We start from the raw sequence: 23,001 nt of genomic DNA, 5'->3' as shown, positions 1-23,001 counted from the left end.
AATACAGGCGGTGCAGGATTCTTAGGTGCACTGATTGGTGGATTCTTAGCTGGTTATGTCATCGTATTTTTACGTAAATTATTCAAGAACTTACCAAAATCATTGGATGGAATCAAAACGATCCTCTTTTATCCAGTGTTTGGATTACTGATTACTGGTTTCTTGATGTTGCTGGTCAATGTTCCTATGAAAGCAATCAATGATGCATTGAACGGTTTCTTGACAAGTATGAGTGGTTCGAATGCTGCTTTACTTGGTGCATTATTAGCTGGAATGATGGCTGCAGACTTGGGCGGTCCAATCAACAAAGCCGCTTATGTGTTTGGTACAGCAACTTTAGCTACGACTGTTGCAACTGGCGGAAGTGTCGTGATGGCTTCTGTTATGGCTGGAGGAATGGTACCTCCATTGGCAATTTTCGTTGCTACACGTTTGTTTAAGAATAAATTCAGCAAAACAGATCAAGATGCTGGTTTGACGAACATCGTGATGGGACTATCGTTTGTCACGGAAGGATCGATTCCATTTGCAGCTGCTGACCCGATTCGTGCCATTCCAAGTTTTATTATTGGTTCTGCTTTAACTGGCGGATTAGTCGGAGCTTTCGGGATCAAATTACTGGCTCCTCACGGCGGGATTTTCGTTGTATTCTTACTGAGTCACCCGGTCATGTATTTGGTGTTTATTGCTATCGGAGCAGTCGTATCTGGTGTGATTTATGGGTTATTGAGAAAAGCTCCTGCAGAAGCAGAAGCATAGAAATAAAAAAGAAGAGGCTGGGTTTTCCCAGCCTCTTCTTTTTTTATAGAATCATATAGAATCAAGTAGTGTAGATGAATAGTTGTTGTAAAATAGTTTTTCCATGTTCGTTAAAATGATTGCTTCAAATTTGTGATAGAAGATTTAGCCTCGATTTCCTGCTTGATTCTTGGCAAGTTTGCTTCATCAGTCAAGATAACCAAAATATCTCCTACACTCATGATCGTATCACCGTGAGTCAAGATTTCCTGATTTCCTCTGCGTATAGAGATTAGCAGCATATTTTTAGGCCAATTGAAGTCTCGTACCATTAAACCGTCTAAAGAACTCTCTGCCGTTACTGGAAAATCAAAAGTTGTCCTTGCACCTTTTAGTGAGGCGGTCTGAGTATTTCCAAGTAGACGTTCCAATAATGATTCGTAAATTGGATTACCGCCGAGAAGGTCATTGACGATATAAGCAACAAGAGCAGCCAATCCTAAAGGCATCAGATGATTAAGAGAGCCAACCATTTCTGTCACTAAAATAATTGCTGTCAGCGGTGCTTTTCCAATCGCTGTGAAATAACCAGCCATGGCAATAACGACAAAATCCTTGATGTAGATTGGATCCATCCCGAAATCAACCATAATGTTTCCATAAAAGCTACCGATTAAAGCCCCCAATGTCAATATCGGAAGGAAAATCCCCCCTGGAAGACCACCACCGTAAGAAATCATGGAAAAAACGAATCGAAGAACAAACAAACCGATAATCATAATGATTGGCAAGGAAGCATGTCCAAAAGCTAAAACGATTTGATTGCCTCCGCCTAGAGTACTAGGCCATAAATAACCAATTGGCAAAATCAGCAAGAAAGGAACGAACCCGTGAAAATAAGCTGGTAAAGGCAATCGGTTGTAAAATTTTGGCAAAGCCAGCAAGACCTTCTGATAAATAAAACCTAAGACGCCTAGAAGTACTCCTAAGATCACTAAGGAACCATAATATTTCAACGGCAAAGAAGGAAGATCACCTAGATATAAAACAGGTCTCAAGCCGAAAAAGTAAAGAGAGACGAAGTTAGCAGTGATTGCTGAAGCAAATGATGTCAGCCAAACAAGTGGAGAAAAGGAGTGATGGATTTCTTCTAAAACAAAGAGTAATCCTGCGATAGGAGCATTGAATGCTGCTGCAAGTCCGCTACTTGCACCGCTAGAAATTAAAATCTTTTCTTCTGAAGATGGACTCCGAAACAATTGTCCAGCTCCTTGTCCAATGGATGCGCCAAGCTGTATAGAAGGTCCTTCTCTACCTAGAAAAAGGCCCGCACCAACTGAAAGTACACCGCCAATGAACTTTTTCCATAAAACAGAGAACCAGTTCATTGATAATTCCCCGCGAAGCTGTCCCTCTACTTGTGGAATCCCGCTTCCCTTGATATCCGGTTCATTTTTGACCAGATAACCCACGAAAAATGCTGCAAGGATGCAGCAAATAGCTAGGCCAATTAAGTAAATCGGCTGTTCCCGACTCATTTCATAGATACTTCGAACTAAATCGCTTAGCTTTTCGATAGATAATCGAAACAGGCTAACGACGATTCCTGTCAGCAGTCCAACAAATATTCCTTTTAGAATAAAATATATCTGAGTCTTATCTAATTTCTTGATTTTTCCTTTTTTTTCCATTCAAACGCCTCGCTTTCTTTTAATTTAGCGCGAAATCAACGAATTGACAAGGAAAAATCCATAAAAAGAAACAAATGATTTTGAACTAGCTAGTTTAATGAAAGCCAAGAAAATGCTATAATTAACAAGATTGATAAAAGAAAGGATGTTGTTAATGTCATCCAAAGCTGAATTATTAAACGGGATGAACCCCCGTCAGAAAGAAGCTGTTCTTCACACTGACGGACCATTACTGCTAATGGCAGGTGCAGGAAGTGGAAAGACGAGAGTGTTGACACACCGCATTGCCTATTTGATTGAGGAAAAAGAAGTCAATCCTTGGAACATCCTAGCGATTACTTTTACCAATAAGGCTGCAAAAGAAATGAAAGAACGTGTCAATGCGATTCTCGCATCTGGAGGCGAAGATGTCTGGGTATCGACTTTTCACTCGATGTGTGTGCGTATTTTAAGAAGAGATGTTGATTTTATCGGGTATAACCGGAACTTTACAATCATCGATTCTTCTGAACAGCTGACCTTGATGAAACGGATACTAAAAGAACTGAACATTGATCCGAAAAAATATGATCCTCGAAGTATATTAGGAACAATCTCTCAAGCAAAAAACAGCCTGCAGACCCCTCAGGATTTTGCAAAAATGCAAGGCAGTTATTACGAAGAGATTGCGGCAAAATGTTATGCTGCTTACCAAAAAGAGCTTCAATATAATCAATGTATGGACTTTGACGACCTGATCATGAATACGATTCGATTATTTGAAGAACATCCTGATTCACTCACATATTATCAAAACAAATTCCATTATATTCATGTAGATGAGTACCAAGATACAAATCACGCACAGTATACGCTAGTCAATTTATTGGCAGGTAGATTTAGGAACCTGTGCGTCGTGGGAGATGCAGATCAAAGTATTTACGGCTGGCGCGGTGCAGATATGCAGAACATCTTGGATTTTGAAAAAGATTATCCAGATGCTGCAGTAATTTTGCTAGAACAAAACTATCGCTCCACGAAAAACATCCTTAGCGCAGCAAACCAAGTCATTGAAAACAATAGCAATCGAAAACCAAAAAACTTGTGGACAGAAAACAAAGAAGGAAACAAGATCACTTACTACCGTGCAGATAATGAACGAGACGAAACCCGTTTTATCGTAGACCGGATGCAAGAAGAGATTCGAAGCAATCATCGGAATTACGGCGACTTTGCCATCTTGTACCGGACGAACGCACAATCTCGTGTAATGGAAGAAACTCTGTTGAAAGCAAATATTCCTTATAAAATGGTTGGAGGGCACAAGTTCTACGATCGTAAAGAAATCAAAGATATTTTAGCGTATTTGAATGTGCTGGCAAATCCTCAAGATTCAATCAGTTTTGAGCGTATCGTTAATTCGCCCAAACGAGGCATCGGACCAGGATCTATCGAAAAACTACGCAGTTTTGCTTCTCTTCATGAATGGCCACTGCTTGAAGCAGCGCAAAATGTGGATCTGGCAAATATCGGTGGAAAAGCAGGACAGCAATTAGGTGCATTTGGAGAGATGATCCAAGAAGTCACTCAGATGATCCCATACTTGACAGTGACAGAATTGACGAAAGAGGTTTTGGATCGTAGCGGATATCTAGAAGACTTAAAAATCCAAAATACATTAGAAGCACAAGCACGCATCGAAAACTTGGAGGAATTTTTAACGGTCACACAAGAATTTGACAAACAATTCGAACAGCAAAATGAAGAAGACGCTGATGCACCAGAAGAAAAACTAACGGTCTTCTTAAATGATCTGGCACTTGTTTCCGACATTGACAATTTAGAAGAAGATGCTTCCCAAGTGACATTGATGACTTTGCATGCAGCCAAAGGATTAGAATTCCCAGTTGTATTCCTGATTGGTCTAGAAGAGGGGGTTTTTCCTTTATCTCGAGCATTGATGGAAGAAAGCGAACTGGAAGAAGAACGCCGTCTCGCATATGTGGGGATCACGCGAGCAGAAGAAGCGTTGTATTTAACAAATGCTTTCTCCAGAACATTATATGGACGGACGCAATATAACCGACCTTCTCGTTTTGTAGAAGAAATCGATCAGGAGTTACTGGAAATCGAAGGCATGCGTCCTACGCCTAAAAAAACACCTGTATTCGCTAAAAAAACAGCATATAGCTATAAACAGCCAGAGACAGCGGTTGTTCCCTCTAAAAGTGCTACTGGAGGGGAAAATAACAGCTGGAAACCTGGAGATAAAGTCAAACACAAAAAATGGGGTCTAGGAACAGTCGTCCGAGTAAGCGGGACGTCGAAGGATCTAGAACTAGATGTGGCTTTCCCAAGTCAAGGAGTAAAACGTCTTTTGGCTGCCTTTGCGCCAATTGAAAAAGCTTAGTAGTGGAGGGTAAATGATGGAACATGAAATGACGATTGACGAAGCTGCTAAACGAGCAGAAGAACTTCGTACAAGACTGAACCAATGGTCTCGCGAATACTACGTAGAAGATAAACCAACAGTGGAAGACTATGTTTATGATAAAGAATACGCAGAATTAGTAGCAATCGAGGAACAATATCCTGATTTGATCACGTCTGATTCTCCCACTCAACGAGTAGGCGGAAAAGTATTAGAAGGTTTTGAAAAAGTCACTCATGATATTCCGCTTTACAGTTTGAACGACGTTTTCAGCAAAGAAGAGCTGATAGCTTTTGATCAACGTGTACAAAAAGCAGTGGGACGTGTAGTTGACTATTGCTGTGAACTAAAAATAGATGGACTTTCCGTTTCTTTGCGTTATGAAGATGGAAATTTCGTGAGAGGTGCGACTCGCGGGGATGGAACTGTAGGAGAAAACATCACTGAAAACCTAAAAACTGTCCGGTCGGTCCCAATCAAATTAAAAGAACCAATGAACATCGAAGTAAGAGGCGAATGTTTCATGCCAAAACGGTCATTTGTCCAATTGAACCAAGACAGAGAAGCAGAGGGAAAAGATATCTTTGCGAATCCTCGGAACGCCGCAGCTGGTTCTTTGCGTCAGTTAGATTCTAAAATCACAGCGAAAAGAAATCTGGACACTTTTTTATACACAGTAGCTGATTTCGGTCCTATGCAAGCAAAAACCCAGTATGATGCGCTAGAAGAGCTAGAAAAAATTGGATTCCACACGAATCGGGAAAAACGTCTATGTCATTCGATTGATGAAGTGTGGTCATACATTGAAGAATATCATGACAAACGTGTGGATTTGCCCTATGAAATCGATGGAATCGTCATCAAAGTGAATGAATTCTCGCTACAAGATCAACTTGGTTTTACTGTCAAAGCACCGAGATGGGCAGCAGCTTACAAGTTTCCGCCAGAAGAAGTTGAAACGCTAATCGAAAACATCGAATGGACAGTCGGTCGAACAGGGGTAGTAACGCCAACAGCTATCATGACACCAGTCCGAGTAGCAGGAACGACAGTAAGCCGTGCCAGCCTGCATAACGGTGATTATATTAAGTTGAAGGATATCCGCTTGAAAGATACAGTTCTGATTTATAAAGCGGGAGACATCATCCCAGAAGTTTCGCAAGTCGTGTTAGATAAACGACCTAAAGACAGCGAAGAATACCAATTGCCTACACATTGTCCAGTTTGTGGAAGTGAACTTGTCCATTTGGATGAAGAAGTAGCCTTACGGTGCATCAATCCTAAATGCCCTGCTCAAATGAAAGAAGGTTTGAACCACTTTGTTTCAAGAAATGCGATGAATATCGATGGGTTGGGGCCGCGCGTACTTGAACAGATGTATGATAAAAAACTAGTAGCAGATGTTGCTGATCTTTACAAATTGACAGAAGAAGAGTTATTGACGTTGGACAAAATAAAAGAAAAATCAGCAAATAATATTTTGACAGCAATCGACAACAGCAAAGATAATTCGGTCGAGCGGTTGATTTTCGGGTTAGGAATCCGACATGTCGGAGCGAAAGCAGCAAAAATTTTAGCAGAACATTTCGGTGATCTAGAAACATTGAGTAAAAGTGACTATGAGTCGATTATTGCGCTTGATACGATCGGTGATATCATTGCCGACAGTGTAGTCACTTATTTCAGTAACGAAGAAGTCCATGAATTGATGAATGAATTAAAACAAGCAGGCGTCAATTTCGAATACAAAGGGCTTCGAAATGCCCAATTGCAAGAAGTCGAGTCTCCTTTTAAAGAAAAAACAGTAGTCCTTACTGGTAAACTAACACGATTTACTCGTGAAGAAGCAAAAGAGACGATCGAAAATCTTGGCGGGAAAGTGACTGGTAGCGTATCGAAAAAAACGGATATCGTGGTAGCAGGAGAAGATGCTGGCAGCAAGCTGACCAAAGCACAAGAATTAGGAATCGAAGTTTGGACAGAAGATCAAATGGCAGATGCATTGGCTAAAAGTCGCTCAGTAGAAGAATGAAAAATGAGTTTTTTCAGACAAATTTCAATAAACAATTTCAGACACGGCACTCTTGTGTTAAAATAGAGAGCAAAGTTTTTAACTCGTTTAGAAAGAAGGGGTAGTATGGCGATTAGTGAAGAACAAGTGAAACACGTTGCCAAATTAGCAAAACTTGCGTTCGCAGATGAAGAACTTGCAAGTTTTACCGACCAATTAGGTAAAATCATCGATATGGTTGAAATGCTGGAAGAAGTAGATACGGAAGGTGTTCCATTTACGTCGAATGTGGTTGAAACAGTAAACGTGATGCGACAAGATCGGGCGCAAGCTGGATGGAACCGCGATGAATTATTGAAAAATGTGCCGGAAACAGAAGACGGCTTTATCAAAGTACCCGCAATCATCGATAATGGGGAGGCTGGCGCATAATGACAGAATTACACAATCGTTCTCTAGAAGAACTGCATCATATGCTTGTATCGAAAGAAATCACTGTACAAGATTTGACAAAAGCAACATTTGAACGAATCAAAGAAACAGAGCCTGAGGTCGAAGCATTCATTACATTGAACGAAGAAAAAGCATTGGAACAGGCAAAAGCTTTAGATGAAAAAGGGATTGATGAAAGCAACGTCCTTGCTGGTATTCCAATTGGTATCAAGGATAATATCGTAACAAAAGATATCTTGACAACCGCTGCATCTAAGATCCTTTACAATTTTGAACCAATTTATGATGCAACGGTCATGGATAAAATCTATCAAGCAGATATGATCCCTGTTGGTAAGCTAAACATGGATGAATTTGCTATGGGTGGAAGTACAGAAACTTCTTATTTCAAGAAAACAAAAAATGCTTGGGACCCAACAAAAGTACCTGGTGGCTCTTCTGGTGGTTCTGCAGCAGCAGTTGCAGCTGGACAAATTCCAGTTTCTTTAGGTAGTGATACTGGGGGAAGTATCCGTCAACCAGCAGCTTTTAACGGCATCGTAGGGATGAAACCTACTTATGGCCGTGTCTCACGTTTTGGTTTGATTGCCTTTGCTTCATCTCTTGACCAAATCGGACCAATGACCCGTACGGTGAAAGATAATGCATTAGCATTGACAGCTATCAGCGGTTATGACGAAAAAGACGGTACTTCTTCAGGCGTTTCAGTTCCTGATTTTGCAGAGGGACTGACAGGCGACATCAAAGGAATGAAGATTGCTTTACCTAAAGAATACTTAGGCGAAGGTGTGGCCCCTGGCGTAAAAGAAGCTGTATTGAAAGCAGCAGAAACATTCCGTTCATTAGGTGCTGTTGTGGAAGAAGTCAGCTTGCCTCATTCAAAATACGGTGTGGCTGTTTATTATATCATTGCCTCATCAGAAGCAAGTTCCAACTTGCAACGATTCGATGGTATCCGCTACGGTTATCGCTCTGAAAATGTGAAATCATTAGATGATGTATATGTCAACTCACGTTCAGAAGGATTCGGTGAAGAAGTAAAACGCCGTATCATGTTAGGTACATTCTCCTTAAGTGCGGGTTATTATGACGCTTACTTCAAAAAAGCAGGACAAGTCCGTACATTGATCAAACGAGATTTTGAAAAAGTCTTTGCAGATTATGACTTGATCATCGGGCCATCTTCACCAACAGTTGCATTCGGAATCGGTGAGAACATTAACGATCCAATCACAATGTACATGAGTGACATCTTAACGATCCCTGTCAACTTGGCTGGACTTCCAGGTATGTCTGTACCGGCAGGTTTATCAGAAGGATTACCAGTTGGATTGCAGATCATCGGTGATTATTTTGATGAAAAAACGATGTATCAAGCGGCATATGCGTTTGAACAAGCAACAGAATTCCACACACAACAACCAGCTATTTTAGGAGGGAAAGACGAATGAATTTTGAAACAGTCATTGGACTAGAAGTCCACGTCGAGTTAAAAACCAACTCAAAAATTTTCTCTCCAGCGCCAGCTCATTTTGGTGCAGAACCAAACAGCAATACAAACGTGATCGACTGGGGTTATCCAGGCGTGCTGCCAGTAATGAATAAAGCTGCGCTGGAATTCGGGATGAAAGCAGCTTTGGCATTAAACTGTGAAATCTCTAAAGATACTCATTTTGACCGGAAAAATTACTTTTACCCAGATAATCCAAAAGCATATCAAATTTCCCAATTTGATCAACCAATCGGTCATGACGGATGGATCGAAATCGAAGTAGAAGGTAAAAAGAAAAAAATCCGGATCGAACGTGTCCATTTAGAAGAAGATGCTGGAAAAAACATGCATGGTATTGGCGGTTATTCTTACGTTGATTTGAACCGACAAGGCACGCCTTTGATCGAAATCGTTTCTGAAGCTGATATGCGTTCACCAGAAGAAGCATACGCTTATCTAGAAGCATTGCGTTCAATTATCCAATTTACAGAAGTCAGCGATGTGAAAATGGAAGAAGGCTCTATGCGCTGTGATGCCAATATTTCTCTTCGCCCTTATGGACAAGAAGAGTTCGGTACGAAAGCAGAATTGAAAAACTTGAACTCTTTATCTTTCGTGAAAAAAGGTTTAGCTTTTGAAGAAAAACGTCAAGCAAAAGTTCTTCTTTCAGGAGGAGAAATCCAACAAGAAACACGCCGTTTTGACGAAACAACGAATAAAACAGTTTTGATGCGTGTCAAAGAAGGGTCTAGTGATTATCGTTACTTCCCAGAGCCTGATATCCCGAAATTCGTGATCGATGACGAATGGATTCAAAAAGTAAAAGCTAGTTTGCCTGAGATGCCAGCTTCTCGTCGCGAACGCTATATCCGTGAGTTTGGTCTTCCAGAGTATGACGCAATGGTATTGACACTTACAAAAGAAATGTCTGATTTCTTTGAAGCTGTTTTGGAAAATGGTGCAGATGCCAAGCAAGCATCTAACTGGTTGATGGGTGAAGTTTCTGCTTACTTGAACAGTGAGAAACTGGAATTAGCTGAGACAAAATTGACACCTGAGAACTTAGCAGGAATGATTCGTTTGATCGCCGATGGAACGATCAGCTCAAAAATCGCCAAAAAAGTCTTCCGTGAATTGATCACAAATGGCGGAGAAGCCCAAGAAGTAGTTGAAAAAAATGGTTGGGTGCAATTATCTGATCCGAACAAACTGCTTCCAATCATTAATGAAATTTTGGATAACAACCAACAATCTGTCGATGATTTCAAAAATGGAAAAGATCGTGCGGTTGGCTTCCTAGTCGGTCAAATCATGAAAGCAACTAAAGGACAAGCAAATCCTGGTGTCGTGAATAAGCTACTTAAAGATGAATTAGCGAAACGATAGAGGCTGAAAATGAAAAAAGCACGCGTAATTTATAACCCCACCTCGGGAAAAGAATTATTGAAAAAAAATTTGGCGGATATCCTACAGTCATTAGAAGAAGCAGGATTTGAAGCCAGCGCCTATGCAACTACACCAGAACCAGATTCAGCCAAGAATGAAGCACGTAGAGTCGCAGAACTAGGTTTTGATCTAGTAGTGGCAGCTGGTGGCGATGGCACAATCAACGAAGTGGTTAATGGAATCGCTCCGCTTGAACACCGTCCTAAAATGGCCATCATCCCAGCTGGTACAACGAACGACTATGCTCGAGCATTAAAAATTCCTAGAGATAATATTAAAGCAGCAGCAGAAGTGATCAAAAAGCATCAAACCGTAAAAATGGACATCGGCCTTTCTGATAACAGTTACTTCATCAATATCGCTGCAGGTGGCTATTTGACAGAATTGACTTATGAAGTTCCATCAGAACTAAAGAGTATTTTTGGTTATCTTGCTTATCTTGCAAAAGGAGCAGAGATGCTCCCTCGAGTAAAGCCCATCAAAATGCGCTTGAAGTATGATGAAGGGGAATATATCGGAAATGCTTCGATGTTTTTCCTAGGGCTGACGAACTCTGTTGGAGGATTCGAACAGATCGCGCCAGATGCCAAATTGGATGATGGGAAGTTTTCTTTAATCATTGTGAAGACAGCAAATATCTTTGAGATCTTGCATATTGCGGCACTCATGCTGAATGGCGGTCGTCATGTCGATGATCCAAGAGTAATCTATACCAAAACAAGCAGTTTATTCGTCGAAACAGAAGATGATATCAATCGACCAGTAATGATCAACTTAGATGGTGAATATGGTGGGGAAGCACCGATGCATTTCCAAAATCTTCATAAGCATATTGAGTTCTTTGCCAATACCGATCAGATTCCTGATGAAGCAATCACAGGCACAGATGAAGAAGAATTAGAGGTTGTTAGCAAAGAATTTGTAAAAGAAGTCGAACGTTTAACGGATGAAGATATCGACGGTGACGGAAAAATAGCAGACGAAACACCTAATCAAAAGAATTAATCAAAAGCCGGTGCTGAACGTAGTAAGGTCAGTGCCGGTTTTAGTTGTGTAATTAGCTGATTTATAGTAGAGTTCAGTAGGATTGAAAAATAGGCTTAAAGGAGCAAAATATGACAGAACAGCAAATAGTAAAGAAAAACGAACGATATACAGTCGAAATCGTCGACTTGAGTTATGAAGGAATGGGGGTAGCAAAAATCGATGGTTATCCATTATTTATCGAAAATGCACTCCCTGGAGAAGAAGTAGAAATACTAGTAGTAAAAGCAGGCAATAAGTTTGGATATGGAAAAGTCGAAACATTTATTACACAATCACCTGATCGTCAGCCTGTAGAAAACAATGCATTACTTCGCACAGGTATCGCACCTTTAGCCCATTTGAAGTATGAACAACAGCTTGTCTTCAAACAAAAACAAGTAGAGCATGTAATGGCGAAGATTGCTAAGATGCCAGAAGTTCCTGTACTTCCAACGGTCGGAATGGCAGAACCATTTGGCTACCGTAATAAAGCACAGATCCCTGTTCGCCGTATCGATGGACAGTTAGCCACTGGTTTTTACAAAAAGAATAGCCATGATCTAGTCCCTATCGAAGATTTTTATATCCAAGATCCTGTCATCGATCAGGCAATCAAAGTAGTCAGAGATATCTTGCAACGGTTCCAAGTACGAGGATATAATGAAGAAAAAAATGAAGGACAGCTTCGTCACATCATTATCCGTCGTGGTCATTATTCCCATGAAATGATGGTCGTTTTAGTTACTCGTAAAGAAAAATTTTTTAAATCCAAGGAAATTGCTGAAGCCATTCATGAAGAATTGCCAGAAGTGGTTTCGGTCATCCAAAATATCAATGAAGAAAAAACAAATGTGATTTTAGGAGACAAAGAAAAAGTTTTATATGGCAGAGACTATATCGAAGATCAGCTATTAGGAAAAACCTATCGAATCTCAGCGAAGTCATTTTATCAAGTAAATACTCAACAAGCAGAGTATTTGTACCAAACAGCCATCGAATTTGCCGAGTTGGATAAAAAAGACATTGTGATCGATGCTTATTCAGGAATAGGTACAATCGGATTGTCTCTAGCTGACAGAGTAGATAAGGTATATGGGATGGAAGTTATTCCAGAAGCAATTGAAGATGCACAGTTCAATGCCTTAAATAATAAAATCGAAAATGTTCATTATGAAGTCGGGAAAGCAGAAAAAGTCATGAAAAAATGGCAAGAAAAAGGGGTCAAACCATCTGTGATCGTAGTAGACCCTCCACGTAAAGGATTAGATCATCATTTTATTGAATCAGCAATCGAAATGTCACCAGAACGAATCGTCTATATCTCTTGTAATCCAGCAACTTTTGCAAGAGATGCTAAGTTATTTGCAGAAGCAGGTTACGCCGTGAAGAAAGTTCAGCCTGTAGATCTTTTCCCGCAAACCCATCATATCGAATTAGTCGCTTCATTCGTTAAAGGAGAATAAAAATGGACCAAAAAGAAAAAATGAAAGAATTGATCAAAAAGAAACAAGGTGGAGGCCGATCCAAACAAATGGAAACACCTAAGAATGATCGTAAAAACATGAGAAAAGGCCCTAAAATCTTTAATAAATAGACGTGCTAAAGAAAGACTAAGGAGCGTTAACTTTTGTTATTGTTTCTTAGTCTTTTTAGTTAGTCTACATTATTTTGGCGATTTGCCAATAAGGACTGATGAGTTGTGCAAAATCAAATCTGGGTCAGAATGAACGTCATTCTGTCTCAGATTTTTCGTTATTTCAATTTGCTTAACTGATTGATCAAAAAGATTTTTATTTTCATATTCTCAAATGATTCAACACTAAATATACATATTTGACGCGGAAATTATTATTCGATTTGGGCGGGGCATCAGGGGGTTATGACGACGTAGCAGACCCATTATTTTACTCAAGAAAATGTCCGTGCCTACTATTTAGAATACGATAGTGAACGTGCTGGGAGCTTTGTTCTTTTAGAGAAAGTCTCTGAAGATAAATTAGTTGTCTTAGATTTTGACTGTAACGAAAAATGGCGAAATGGAAGAGCACCAGCAAGTGATTGACCGGATCTACGAAGCGACACGATATCTGCCTTTGGATCGTTTGTGCTTAAGTCCTCAATGTGGATTTGCTTCAACAGAAGAAGAAAATGTTTTGTTTGAAGAACAATGGAAAAAATTTCTTTTGTCAAAAGCATTGCAGAAGAAGTTTGGGGAAAATCATTAAATCATCTAGGAGAGCTTGATAGGAAATAACACTATGGTATAATCAGAATGCTTAATACTAACTACTGAGGGAGCCTTATGAAAAAGAAAATTCTTAAATTTATCGGATGGTTCTTCGGAATCATTCTTGGGATCGTGTTTGCAATCTTTCTTGCCTTCCAGCTTTCCCCCAGACCTGGAGCATTCTTGATCAACCATATGTTTTCAAATACTGTTCAAATCACTGATGAAAAAACGTTCGATCAAGCAGAAAAAAACGTGGCGAAAAAAACAGATTTGACGTATGAGTCCAAGTATAAAGAGAATACTTATGACATCTACTATCCAAAAAACAGCAAGGGGCCTGTTCCTGTTCTATTTTGGGTACATGGTGGAGGATTCGTCGGCGGAGATAAATCGGGTGTCAAAGAATTTGCGACAAAATTAGTTTCAGACGCCAACATCGCAGTGGTTGCGATGAATTATGAATTAGCGCCTGATTCAGAATACCCTAATCAAGTTCTTCAAGTGAATGAACTGATTAAAGATTTATTAGCTGAAGAAAAAGACGACAAATTGCTAGACATGGAACAATTATTTTTTGGTGGAGATAGTGCAGGTTCACAAATCGCATTGCAATATGCAGCTATACAAACGAATGACGCGTATGCTAAACAAATGAAAATCAAACAGCTACTTCCAAAAGATAGTCTGAAAGGAACCATTTCTTATTGCGGACCTGTTGATTTGAAGCTAACAGCACAGCAGCATTCGGATGATCGATTTATGAAGTTTTTCGTCAAAACCGTTGCGTGGTCGTTGATTGGAACAAAAGATTGGAAAACGAGTGAGCAATTGAAAGAAGCCAGTGTGGCTGACCATGTTTCTAAGGAATTTCCGCCAACGTATATAACTGACGGAAATGCTTACTCATTCCAAGAACAAGGTCAAGCATTAGAAAACCGATTGACAGAATTAAAAGTACCCGTTCAATCCTTGTTTTATACAGATACAAAAAAAGAGATTACTCATGAATACCAATTTGATTACACGTTAAAAGAATCGCAAAATTGTTACCAGCAGACATTGGATTTTGTGAATAAGTATAAGTAAGAGGCTGTGATCCTGCCGTTTAGTTTTGAGTATGAAGAAACTAAGCGGCTTTTTCACAATCTCTTTTTCAATATCTTTTTGTTCTTGAGATAAAACTATCCCGAATAATCAATCGCGCAGGATAAGTCAAAATGATCGGTTCATCACGTATACCGTCAATTCGCTCCAATGCCATTCGAACAGCTGCTTGCCCAATTGATTTTGCATTGATTTGAACACTGGTCAAGCCAGGCGAGAGATTTGCAATTGTCTCGATATTATCGAAGCTTGCTACAACAATCTCTTCTCCAATTTGGATGTTTTTTTGCTTCAATGCCTGATAGACACCGATTGCCATTGGATCGCTCCCGACAAGAATGGCAGTAGGAAGAGGGGATTCATTTTCTAATAGATCAGTCGCAAGTACCTCACCTTGTTTTTCTGTCCAGCCACCTAGACGATAAGACATATATTTTTCTAAGTGATGATCGATCATAAAATGCTGATAGGCACGCATCCTCTTTTCATTTATAGAAATCTGCTTCCCACCGAATTCATCCATATCGACTTTATATCCCCCGATATAGGCTATTCTTTTATGACCATTTTCTAAGAACAATTCCAGTACGGTTTTAGTCATCCGTTCAAGATCTGCATACACCATATCGACCTCTTGCTGGATGTCAGGGTTATCCACGACGACTATTTGCATGTTTTGTTTTAACAAGGCGGTAATCGATTCTTTCGTAACAGTCCCAACAACGATCACCGCACCTAACTGATCTAGATCTTCCCATTGTTTAGGATTATCAGATAGATTATAGATTCGATTCATCCCTAAATGCAGACGTCGAGCTTCTTCTTCCATCCCTACTCGCAAATGTTTGTAATAGATATCCTGTTCTTCGCTCGCTTTGCCGATCGTAGAGATCACACCAATCGAAGGCATTCTCTTTTTGATATATTTACGAGTACTGATGTCATAATCCAACGCAGCAGCTGCCTCTACTATCCGTTGCCGAGTAGCCTGAGCCACATGGATCGTCTGATCGTTATTCAACACGCGGGAAACTGTAGCAGGAGAGACATTTGCCTTTCGTGCGACATCTCTAATTCCAACCATTTTTACACACTCCTCAAAAAAATAAAAAATTTTTATTGACAAAATTGTTTAGTAAACAGTATACAGGAATTATAAAAAAAGTAAACGGTTTCCGTTTTGATGGGAGTGAAATGATGGATATTACGCATAGAAAAACAGATAAAAATTTCATCTTATTTGATGAAAAGAGCCGAGTCTTCCATTTACGAAATACCTTTCTTTCTTATCTGATAAAGATAGAAGAAAGCAATGTATTGGCGCATATTTATTTTGGCAAACCAGTCAAGCAGTACAAAGACAATAAAAATTATCCCCGAAGAGATCGTGGATTTTCAGGAAATGTTCCCTTAAATCCTGACCGGTTTCTGTCGAAAGATACACTACCGCAAGAATACTCTTCTCATGGCAGCATGGACTTTCGAACGCCCGCATCGATCATTCAGCGCAAGAATGGGTCAGACTTACTGGATCTGAGATATGACAGCCATTATATTACAGATGGGAAGCCAGAGATCGAAGGCTTGCCTCAAACTTATGTGATGGACAAGTCAGAGGCACAAACGTTGGTGATTTCACTTAAGGATAGAGAAACAGCGATTTATTTCGATTTGTTCTATACCATATTTACTGATAGAGCAGTGATCACACGATCTGTAAAGATAAGAAATGAAACCGGAAAAACAATCAAACTAGAAAAAGCAGCTAGTTTCCAGCTAGACTTTGCCCATACTAGGCGATTTGATGAAGTCATTGCTTTGCCAGGAGCACATGTCAATGAAAGACAGATTTCACGGCAATCTGTTTTATCTGGAACAAAAGTATTTGAAAGCCGTCGAGGAACGAGCAGTCACCATATGAATAACTTTATTGCTTTAGTTCACCATCATACGACAGAAAATACTGGAGAAGCGATCGGACTTCAATTTGTTTATTCCGGCAACCATTCTTTCGAACTTGAAAAAGATCAAATCAATCAATTGAGAGTCGTCGGTGGGATCAACAGCCATCGTTTTTCGTGGGAATTGAATGCAGGCCAGTCTTTTCAAACACCTGAAATGATCCTTTCTTACTCAAATCAGGGATTGAACAAAATGAGTCAGATCCACCATGAGTTGCTACGTGAAAGAATCGCAAGAGGTCGTCATCAATTTGCTGAACGGCCGATTCTGGTCAATAACTGGGAAGCAACTTACTTTGACTTCAATAGTGAAAAAATCAAGGCGATCATTGATGAAGCAAAGAAGCTAGGCATCGAAATGTTCGTATTAGATGATGGCTGGTTTGGAAAAAGAGATGCGGACAATTCTTCATTAGGAGACTGGTTCGAGTATGAAGGCAAGTTGACAAATGGATTACGTGAAATAGCAGATTATGCTCATAGCAAAGGATTGAAATTTGGTTTATGGTTTGAACCTGAAATGATCTCGGTTGATTCTGAACTGTATCGAACACATCCTGATTTTCTTATGCAGGAGCCAGGTAGAATGCCTTCTGCTTCCAGATCACAACATGTACTGGATTTTACAAGGTTAGATGTTCGACAGACGATTGAGAAACAAATGAGAAAGATTTTAGATACGATTCCTCTTGACTACATCAAATGGGATATGAACCGTTCGCTTTCAGATGTCTATTCGATTACCCTTGACCCACAGAGACAAGGAGAAGTAGCGCATCGTTATATGCTCGGGCTTTATGAACTACTTGAACATTTGACAACTGATTATCCGGAAATCTTATGGGAAGGCTGTTCTGGTGGAGGTGGACGGTTTGATGCCGGGTTTATTTATTATATGCCGCAGTCATGGACAAGTGATAACACGGATGCAGTGGAGCGTATGAAAATCCAATATGGAACAAGTCTTGCTTATCCGATTTCGTCCATCACAGCTCATGTATCAGCTGTACCAAATCATCAGACCGACAGATCTACTTCGTTGAAAACAAGAGGAGAAACAGCTATGAGCGCTGTTTTTGGTTATGAACTGGATTTGACAAAGCTGTCTCCTGAAGAAAAAAAGCAAGTAAAAGACCAAATTATATCCTATCAAACGATTCGTCCGGTGATCCAGTATGGCCATTATTATCGTTTGGCGAGTCCTTTTGAAGAAAATATTGCCGCATGGATGTTTGTGTCTCCTAAACAAGATGAAGCTATTGTGTTTTTAGGGAGGATACTAGCTTCAGCTCAACCAGCGTTCCATGAAGTATATCTGATGGGGTTAGATGATGAAACACTTTATCAGGAACAGACCTCGAAGCGGATATTTTCGGGGGCCGAATTGATGACAGTTGGACTTTACTTCCCCGATTTTCAAGGTGATTTCCAAACAGAACTGCTTCATTTCAAAAAGTTATGAGAGAGAAGGAAAAAAGTATGAAAGCAAATATAAAATGGTTAGATGATCCACAAGTTTTTAGAGTGAACCAATCAAATGCACATAGCGATCATGTTTGCTATGCAACAAGGGAAGAAGTAGAAACCACATCCTCCCTTAAACAGTCTTTAAATGGATCATGGCGTTTTTGTTATTCGCCAAATCCTTCGGTACGTCCAAAAACATTTTATAAAAAAGATTTTGATGCCTGTTCTTTTGATGAAATCACTGTTCCTAGTCATATTGAATTAGCAAATTATGACAAGATCCATTACATCAATACGATGTATCCGTGGGAGGGACATGTATTTCGCCGTCCCCCTTTCACGACAAGCCCTGAGAAAGAGGCGGAAGGGATCTTTTCAGCTGCTAAAGACAATCCGGTTGGTTCGTATTTGACGACTTTTCGATTAGAAGAAGGTCTAAAGGGAAAACAAATCTCGATTCATTTTGCTGGTGTAGAACAAGCAATGTTTATTTGGTTGAATGGTCATTTTATCGGGTATGCCGAAGATTCGTTCACTCCGTCTGAATTTGATTTAACACCTTATTTGGAAGAAGAAAATATTCTAGCTGTGGAGGTTTACAAAAGAAGTACAGCTGCATTCTTGGAAGATCAGGACTTTTTCCGATTTTTTGGGATCTTCAGAGATGTCTTCTTAGTTGCTCGAGGACAAAACCATTTAGAAGATCTTTGGATCAAACCTCGCTTAGATGACAAATGTCAAAATGGCAAACTTGAAGTAGATTTGTCTTTTGAGCAAGTAGCCAAAAACAGTCAGCTGAATGTAGCGATACTAGATCCTGATGGGAAGGAAATCTATCAACAGCAATATCCGTTAAAAGAGCAAATGACGATTCGCATCGATGGATTTGAAAATGTGGCACTGTGGGGGCATTTTCAGCCCAATTTATATAAGCTTGAATTGGAGACGATAGACGAAGAAAAAAGAGTAATAGAATATATTGACTATTCCTTCGGTTTTCGTAAAATCGAAATCAAAGATAAAATCATATACTTCAATGGAAAACGGATGATTATCAACGGGGTAAATCGACATGAGTGGCATCCGAAAAAAGGACGCGCCATCACTATAGAAGATATGGAAAAAGATTTGGCTATCATAAAAAATGCAAAGATCAACGGCGTACGGACATCTCATTACCCCAACCAGATCACTTGGTATTATTTATGCGACCAAGCAGGAATCCATGTGATGGCGGAAACGAACCTCGAATCCCATGGCTCATGGCAAAAAATGGGCGCATTTGAGCCTTCTTACAACGTACCAGGTGCAGTACCTCAGTGGCAGGCGGCTGTTCTTGATCGAGCAAAAACGAATTTCGAAACATTAAAAAACCATCCAAGTATTCTTTTTTGGTCTCTTGGAAATGAATCTTATGCGGAAGAAAACATTCGACAAATGAACGATTACTTCAAAAAAGTAGACCCCGATCGACTTGTCCATTATGAAGGGAATTTTCCAAATCCAGCATTCGAAGATTCGATTTCAGATGTAAAAAGCTGCATGTATGCGCCACCAGAAGAGATTATTGACTACCTTGAAAATAAAGCGGAAAAACCGTTCATCTTATGTGAATACATGCATGACATGGGGAATTCGTTAGGTGGAATGGATTCTTACATGACGTTGCTTGATCGTTATGAAATGTACCAAGGAGGCTATATATGGGATTTTAAAGATCAGGCGATCCAAGTGACTGATCCAATCACTGGTAGAGAAGTGATGCGCTATGGCGGTGACTTTGACGATAAACCAAGTGACTATGAATTCTCAGGGAATGGGATCGTTTTTGCAGATGGACAAGAAAAACCCGCCATGCAGGAGGTAAGATATTATTATGAAAAATACAGTAAATAAAAGTCATATGGATACGGAAAAAGTTGCAATCGTCTTCGGCGACTGTACATTAGGTGTCAAATCGGGGAATACGCATTATATTTTTTCTTATACAAGAGGCGGACTGGAATCGCTCAATAAAAACGGAAAAGAATGGCTATACCGGGAAACACTTCCAGTTTTTTGGCGAGCAACGACCGATAATGACAGAGGTAGCGGATTTGGATTTAAATCCGGTATGTGGTTAGGAGCCGGATTGTATCCAAAAGTCAAAGAAATAGAAGTACTGGTGGACAATAAAAAGATCGATTTGCCGATTGCTCCAGTAAATAATCAATATTCAAGTAATGAATACGCTGAAACGGTTGAAATCATTTTTACACTGGAAATCAACACAGTACCAAAAACCCAAGTGACAATTTCCTACCAAATCGCTGGAGAGGGTAAAATGCTTGTCAATATGCATTATTATGGACAAAAAGGATTACCGGAATTACCCGCATTGGGTTTAAGGTTCATTATGCCAACGAAAGCAAAATTTTTTGAGTATGAAGGCCTATCAGGGGAAACATATCCGGATCGGATGGCTGGTGGTGTCGAAGGTATTTATAAAGTGGCAGGACTCCCCATTTCCCCATACCTTGTTCCCCAAGAATGCGGCATGCATATGGAAACGAAATGGGTAGAACTAACAAGAAATCAAACGTTGGATAATACGGATAAAGATCAAGAAGATTTTTCGTTGCGATTTGAACAGCAGGATACGCCATTTGCTTTTTCCGCTTTACCATTCAAAGCAGAAGAACTGGAACAGGCAACACATATAGAAGAACTACCGCCAGAAAGACGAACGGTTCTTACGATTTTTGCAAAAGTAAGAGGAGTCGGGGGTATCAATAGCTGGGGAGCGGATATTGAGTCACCTTACCGAATCAGCAGCGAAGAGGACCATGAAATCGGCTTTATTATTCAGTAGCAATCTTTAGATTATTATTTGAAAAACGGAGTGTACAAGACAAAGCTGCTTTATTCTATATGTCATGAACAAGAGAGTAAAAAAGTTCTCAGATACTTTTGTTCATGACTATTTTCTTCAATAAAACCAATTGTTATTTTTCTGAAAAACAAAGTTAACTATCAGAAAATTAAAAAAAGTTTCATAAAAATGATTGACAGTCGATTTTTTTATGTCTATACTAGGTACAATTCTTACATCAGTTTGGAGCGATTTTTTATGAAATCTAGAAAACTTACAAAACTGAATACGTATTACTTTAGCTATTTTAGATAGGTTTGTATTCATGACTTCGTGGGTACAAACAAACCAGGTTTGTATCTATGATGGCTAAAGATTTTTAAACACGACTTACAGCCACGTAGAGAAATTCATCTATAGTGGCTATTTTATATTTTTGCAGCGCTTTTTAAGGCTCGTTGAAGATGTTCACTGTAGAGGCAATTTCCTACAGGGACATCTTTTTTTGTTGATTATCTGGGTCATAAGTAGGAAAGAAGGAGCGAAAATGAGAACAACAGGACACGGTCATTTAGTAGGAATTAATGTAAAACCACCTTGAAAAAGTAGAGAAAATCAGCCAAGATAGATAAGTAAACAAAAGAAAGCGGGAAAAACAATGATAGTAATTATGAAAAAAGAAGCAACGGAAGAACAAATAAAAAAAGTCGTCGATCATATCGAAAAAGAAGGATTCAAAGTCTCAATCGATCAAGGAACAGAACGAGTAGTGATTGGACTAAAAGGTGATACGCGAAGTTTACAAGAAGGAGCATTTACACGCTATGAAGGAGTAGAAAATACTGTGCGTATTTTAAACACATACAAATTGACTTCTCGAGAATTCCATCCTGGCAATACAGTCGTGGATGTAGACGGAGTAAAAATTGGTGACGGCAGTTTCGTGACGATGGCTGGTCCTTGTTCTATCGAAGGATTAGACCAAATCAGAGAATGTGCGCGAATGGCCAAAGCCGGGGGCGCAAAAATTCTGCGAGGTGGTGCCTTCAAACCACGTACTTCTCCATATGCTTTCCAAGGTTTAGAAGAAGAAGGATTGAAATACATCCGTCAAGCGGCTGATGAATTTGGAATGAAAGTGATTACTGAAGTGATGGATGAAGGGCATATCGACATGGTGGCTGAGTACAGCGATATCCTACAGATTGGCGCACGTAATATGCAAAATTTTAAACTGCTATCTGCTGTCGGTAAAACAGGTAAACCTGTTGGATTGAAACGTGGAATTTCCGGTACGATCAATGAATGGCTTAATGCTGCAGAATACATTGCAGTCGAAGACAAATCTCCTGTCATTTTTATCGAACGTGGGATTCGGACTTACGAAACAGCGACACGTAATACGTTTGATTTAAGTGCTGTCCCATTGATGAAAAAATTAACTCATTTCCCTGTGATTGTTGATCCAAGTCATGGTACAGGAATTTGGGAACTTGTACCACCAATGGCTCGTGCGGGTGTGGCAAGCGGAGCAGATGGCATGATCGTAGAGATCCACCCTGATCCTGCAAATGCTTGGTCAGACGGTCCCCAATCGTTGAATGAAAAGACTTACTCACGCATGATGAAAGAAGTTGCGATCATGAAAGAAGCAATGGAAAAGATTCAGAGACTCGATTAATTCCAGCTTTTTAAAAGAAAGAAGTGAAACGAATGCTTACTGTACATGTTGATAACCAAAAATACGATATTCATATTGAAAAAGGCGCACTAGAACAGGCTGGATCATGGCTTCAAACGATTTGGAGACCTCAAAAAGTAGCTGTGATCACTGATACAAACGTTGCTCCACTATATGCAGAAAAAATCATGTTCCAATTGAGACAAGCTAATTTTGAACCAGTCCTTTCAATCGTACCGGCGGGTGAGACCAGTAAATCTTTAGAACAAGCAGCTGAGTTATACGATTTTTTAGCAGATAATGATTTTACCCGCAGCGATGGGATACTTGCACTTGGTGGAGGAATGGTGGGTGATCTAGCCGCATTCGTGGCCTCGACGTTCATGCGTGGGATCCATTTCGTTCAAATTCCGACTACGCTACTTGCACAAGTAGATTCT

At 39.8% G+C, this 23,001-nt stretch carries 18 protein-coding genes; 16 read left to right on the top strand and 2 right to left on the bottom strand.

Annotated elements, in window-relative coordinates; genetic code table 11:
* Positions 1-759 (top strand): PTS fructose transporter subunit IIC (locus DIZ30_RS13800; protein WP_234414815.1); only part of this gene is annotated, 759 nt, incomplete at its 5' end.
* A 110-nt stretch (positions 760-869) separates the two neighbouring features.
* On the opposite strand, the gene DIZ30_RS11750 is transcribed toward DIZ30_RS13800, so the two are convergent.
* The gene (locus DIZ30_RS11750; RefSeq protein ID WP_002326944.1) at positions 870-2,429 is read right to left on the bottom strand and encodes a ClC family H(+)/Cl(-) exchange transporter; all 1,560 of its coding nucleotides are present in this window, start codon (positions 2,427-2,429) and stop codon (positions 870-872) included.
* Positions 2,430-2,583: 154 nt separating this feature from the next.
* Between DIZ30_RS11750 and pcrA the strand changes: the two genes are divergently transcribed.
* From pcrA to DIZ30_RS11700, 10 genes are all read left to right on the top strand, one after another.
* Complete coding sequence (gene pcrA, locus DIZ30_RS11745) at positions 2,584-4,818, top strand: DNA helicase PcrA (protein WP_002319708.1); 2,235 nt, start codon at positions 2,584-2,586, stop codon at positions 4,816-4,818.
* A gap of 16 nt (positions 4,819-4,834) precedes the next feature.
* Entirely contained in the window at positions 4,835-6,871 is a 2,037-nt protein-coding gene (gene ligA / locus DIZ30_RS11740) for an NAD-dependent DNA ligase LigA (protein WP_002323115.1), read from the top strand.
* A 105-nt stretch (positions 6,872-6,976) separates the two neighbouring features.
* On the top strand, positions 6,977-7,282 hold the full coding sequence (gatC, locus tag DIZ30_RS11735; protein WP_002288477.1) for an Asp-tRNA(Asn)/Glu-tRNA(Gln) amidotransferase subunit GatC: 306 nt from the start codon (positions 6,977-6,979) through the stop codon (positions 7,280-7,282).
* Positions 7,282-8,754: an Asp-tRNA(Asn)/Glu-tRNA(Gln) amidotransferase subunit GatA gene (gene gatA, locus DIZ30_RS11730; protein ID WP_002326945.1), complete on the top strand. Its 1,473-nt coding sequence runs from the start codon at positions 7,282-7,284 to the stop codon at positions 8,752-8,754. The genes gatC and gatA overlap by 1 nt, the downstream gene beginning before the upstream one ends.
* Positions 8,751-10,181, top strand: coding sequence for an Asp-tRNA(Asn)/Glu-tRNA(Gln) amidotransferase subunit GatB (gatB, locus tag DIZ30_RS11725; RefSeq protein WP_002288473.1), 1,431 nt, complete (start codon positions 8,751-8,753; stop codon positions 10,179-10,181). The genes gatA and gatB overlap by 4 nt, the downstream gene beginning before the upstream one ends.
* Before the next feature lie 9 nt (positions 10,182-10,190).
* Positions 10,191-11,246, top strand: a complete 1,056-nt coding sequence (locus tag DIZ30_RS11720) for a diacylglycerol kinase (RefSeq protein WP_002326946.1) — start codon at positions 10,191-10,193, stop codon at positions 11,244-11,246.
* Positions 11,247-11,356: 110 nt separating this feature from the next.
* The gene (rlmD, locus tag DIZ30_RS11715; RefSeq protein WP_002323988.1) at positions 11,357-12,730 is read left to right on the top strand and encodes a 23S rRNA (uracil(1939)-C(5))-methyltransferase RlmD; all 1,374 of its coding nucleotides are present in this window, start codon (positions 11,357-11,359) and stop codon (positions 12,728-12,730) included.
* 2 nt (positions 12,731-12,732) lie between these two features.
* Positions 12,733-12,861 (top strand): 30S ribosomal protein S9, encoded by a 129-nt coding sequence (locus DIZ30_RS11710; RefSeq protein WP_002295229.1) that lies wholly within the window; start codon positions 12,733-12,735, stop codon positions 12,859-12,861.
* A 442-nt stretch (positions 12,862-13,303) separates the two neighbouring features.
* Positions 13,304-13,492 (top strand): hypothetical protein, encoded by a 189-nt coding sequence (locus DIZ30_RS11705; protein ID WP_002288466.1) that lies wholly within the window; start codon positions 13,304-13,306, stop codon positions 13,490-13,492.
* Positions 13,493-13,569: 77 nt separating this feature from the next.
* Positions 13,570-14,583 (top strand): alpha/beta hydrolase, encoded by a 1,014-nt coding sequence (locus tag DIZ30_RS11700; RefSeq protein ID WP_002323989.1) that lies wholly within the window; start codon positions 13,570-13,572, stop codon positions 14,581-14,583.
* Between the two features lie 67 nt (positions 14,584-14,650).
* Here the strand turns inward: DIZ30_RS11700 and DIZ30_RS11695 are convergent, their stop codons facing one another.
* Entirely contained in the window at positions 14,651-15,685 is a 1,035-nt protein-coding gene (locus DIZ30_RS11695) for a LacI family DNA-binding transcriptional regulator (RefSeq protein ID WP_061573505.1), read from the bottom strand.
* 113 nt (positions 15,686-15,798) lie between these two features.
* Between DIZ30_RS11695 and DIZ30_RS11690 the strand changes: the two genes are divergently transcribed.
* The 5 genes from DIZ30_RS11690 to DIZ30_RS13795 all read left to right on the top strand — a co-directional run.
* Positions 15,799-18,024 (top strand): alpha-galactosidase, encoded by a 2,226-nt coding sequence (locus DIZ30_RS11690; protein WP_002323991.1) that lies wholly within the window; start codon positions 15,799-15,801, stop codon positions 18,022-18,024.
* A 17-nt stretch (positions 18,025-18,041) separates the two neighbouring features.
* A complete protein-coding gene (locus DIZ30_RS11685; RefSeq protein WP_002323992.1) occupies positions 18,042-19,925 on the top strand; it encodes a glycoside hydrolase family 2 TIM barrel-domain containing protein in 1,884 nt (627 codons plus the stop codon).
* Positions 19,906-20,880: a beta-galactosidase small subunit gene (locus tag DIZ30_RS11680; RefSeq protein WP_002326950.1), complete on the top strand. Its 975-nt coding sequence runs from the start codon at positions 19,906-19,908 to the stop codon at positions 20,878-20,880. The genes DIZ30_RS11685 and DIZ30_RS11680 overlap by 20 nt, the downstream gene beginning before the upstream one ends.
* A gap of 658 nt (positions 20,881-21,538) precedes the next feature.
* Positions 21,539-22,561 (top strand): 3-deoxy-7-phosphoheptulonate synthase, encoded by a 1,023-nt coding sequence (aroF, locus tag DIZ30_RS11670; RefSeq protein WP_002323994.1) that lies wholly within the window; start codon positions 21,539-21,541, stop codon positions 22,559-22,561.
* Positions 22,562-22,593: 32 nt separating this feature from the next.
* Positions 22,594-23,001, top strand: a 408-nt coding sequence (locus DIZ30_RS13795; RefSeq protein WP_234414814.1) for an iron-containing alcohol dehydrogenase, incomplete at its 3' end; no start/stop codon positions are given.

It is taken from the genome of Enterococcus sp. H57, from assembly GCF_003112495.1.
In the GTDB taxonomy this organism is placed as follows: Bacteria; Bacillota; Bacilli; order Lactobacillales; family Enterococcaceae; genus Enterococcus_B; species Enterococcus_B faecium.
Note: the sequence above shows the minus strand (reverse complement) of the source record. Positions and strands in the feature narration are given on the sequence as shown.